This is a genomic window from Brevibacillus laterosporus, from assembly GCF_030489605.1.
Taxonomy (GTDB): Bacteria; Bacillota; Bacilli; order Brevibacillales; family Brevibacillaceae; genus Brevibacillus_B; species Brevibacillus_B laterosporus_E.
The window spans coordinates 1-1,914 of sequence record NZ_JAUKFY010000053.1; the positions used below are offsets into that span (position 1 = coordinate 1).

Annotated in this window: 3 protein-coding genes and 1 pseudogene; 3 read left to right on the forward strand and 1 reads right to left on the reverse strand. The window is 34.3% G+C overall.

The window, feature by feature from the left end:
- Window positions 1-38: 38 nt before the first annotated feature.
- The gene (locus tag QZ995_RS23560; protein ID WP_301812371.1) at window positions 39-455 is read right to left on the reverse strand and encodes a hypothetical protein; all 417 of its coding nucleotides are present in this window, start codon (window positions 453-455) and stop codon (window positions 39-41) included.
- Window positions 456-736: 281 nt separating this feature from the next.
- On the opposite strand from QZ995_RS23560, the gene QZ995_RS23565 reads away from it, so the two are divergent.
- The 3 genes and pseudogenes from QZ995_RS23565 to QZ995_RS23575 all read left to right on the forward strand — a co-directional run bounded on the left by QZ995_RS23565 (window position 737) and on the right by QZ995_RS23575 (window position 1,661).
- Complete coding sequence (locus tag QZ995_RS23565) at window positions 737-925, forward strand: helix-turn-helix transcriptional regulator (protein WP_301812374.1); 189 nt, start codon at window positions 737-739, stop codon at window positions 923-925.
- A gap of 92 nt (window positions 926-1,017) precedes the next feature.
- Window positions 1,018-1,238 (forward strand): annotated as a pseudogene (locus QZ995_RS23570) (DUF7667 family protein).
- A gap of 240 nt (window positions 1,239-1,478) precedes the next feature.
- The gene (locus tag QZ995_RS23575) at window positions 1,479-1,661 is read left to right on the forward strand and encodes a hypothetical protein (RefSeq protein ID WP_301812376.1); all 183 of its coding nucleotides are present in this window, start codon (window positions 1,479-1,481) and stop codon (window positions 1,659-1,661) included.
- Window positions 1,662-1,914: the final 253 nt, after the last annotated feature.

A 1,914-nucleotide genomic window follows, 5' to 3' on the forward strand; every position in this document is an offset into this window, starting at 1 on the left:
ATTATAAGGAAACGACTTTTTACTTAATAAATCGACTGTTATTTCCAACTTATATTTGCTGTACCTCTAATAGATGCTTCTTTGCTACCATTATTGATTAGCATAATTGTATATGAGCCTTGTGGAAGTTTATCAAATGTTACAGATCGATTTTTAGTATTATGTGTAATGGACTTATGACTCGTTTTTGGGCCAGATATCTTTACTTCAATGTTGAAGTTTTTAGTATTTAAACCAGATAAGGATACAGTAATAGATCCGTTAGAAGAAACGGCATATTTACCTTCTAAATTGTAATCCCAAATCATATTAAAGGGTTTCGTGTCACTCCCCATAATTTTTACGCTAGTTGGCGATACTGCTACTTTTTCATTGTTGACATTTGCTGCAAAAGCAGGTGACATTACAGAAAAAATCATGGCAGATGCAAGTAAAGAAGTCATAACTTTTTTCATATTAAAACCTCTCCTCTATGAAAATTTTATTTCTAAATGTATATTAATATATAAAATAATGTAATTGAATACAATTATTGGCATTTTCATATTTTTGTAATATCTTCACACAAAAGTCTCTGGTATGTTAAATGTCGTAAAAATATAATTCGTTATTATTGATATATAATCCATAGTTTTTAAGGTGCTTTTCTTATTTATCTCTTTTCATCAAAACCTCTGTTTTCTCCGCTAAAGGATTCGACAAGCCCTGTAATGAAGTGAGCAATGGGGTGATTTTTATGCGGAGTAAGTTGAAAGAAATACTGCGGGAGCAAGGGGTTAAGCAGAAATGGCTGTGTGAACGTGTAGGATTATCTACTTCTGCAATGAGCCAAATTGTACGGGGGAAAAGTTTACCCACCCTGCCGGTTGCAATTCGTATTGCAAAGGCTCTAAACATGAGCGTAGAAGATATTTGGGAAGAATAATTCCGTTAATGACGGATTTTTATTTGCGAGGACATGCATTTTTATTTTTCTCTGCCATACACTGTACCATCAAGATTAAGGAGCTGATGGGAATGTGGATCGTTCACCAACGGATGGCAGAGCTTTGGTTCATCAATAAGACAAGGGAGCTTACCGACTCGGAAATGACAGAAATGAGCCATTGTCTGAGTGCAAACGCTCAAAGAGCTTGGGAGATTCAAAACTCAAAAACTTATCTTTAGTTGCTAGTTTAACAAATGACACAGAGTGGCAACATGAATTATGTGCAAGGATAGAGAAGATAGAAGGCTGACAACATTGACAACGCAATGAAGTAAATGACAAGCAAAAAAGCTAAAAATAATCATTGTTAATCGCAATAAAATAGCGTAGTTGCGCTTCATTCAGCTTATGTGTAAAGTAATAATTAAATCATGATTTATTCATATAAATTTGCTGATATGTTCATTTATAATTGACCCATATGAGTCATATAGTTATAATAGTCATATAATTATAATAATTATGAATCCATAGAGAAAAGAGGTTAACTATGAAAAAAATGATAGCAATTTCTTTTTTGTCTTTGGCGATAGTTGGATTATCCTTTTTTCCAACTAACATTCAGGCATCTGGTATTCCGTGGACTACATCTCCGGGTATAGATCCGACTAAAGGTTATAGTGGTGGTGGTGGTAGTGGTGGTGGCTTACAATGCCACTCATTTGACTGCTGAAAATAGATACTACCTGTGAAAACTATGAAGACCTGAGTTATTCTATATAACTTGAACGAAAGAATGCAGCGGAATGGGTTCTGCAGCAAAGATATCCCATATCCTACATGCAAAGCATTCGTTCAGCTATTATAGTAAAAAGAGCTTCTTCGACGTTTCAAATATTCAAGGCGTAAATACTGGAAATACATAAAAAGCTGCTGATTATTCAGCGGCTTTTTATTTTGGTGGATTGCATATCACATATATGATG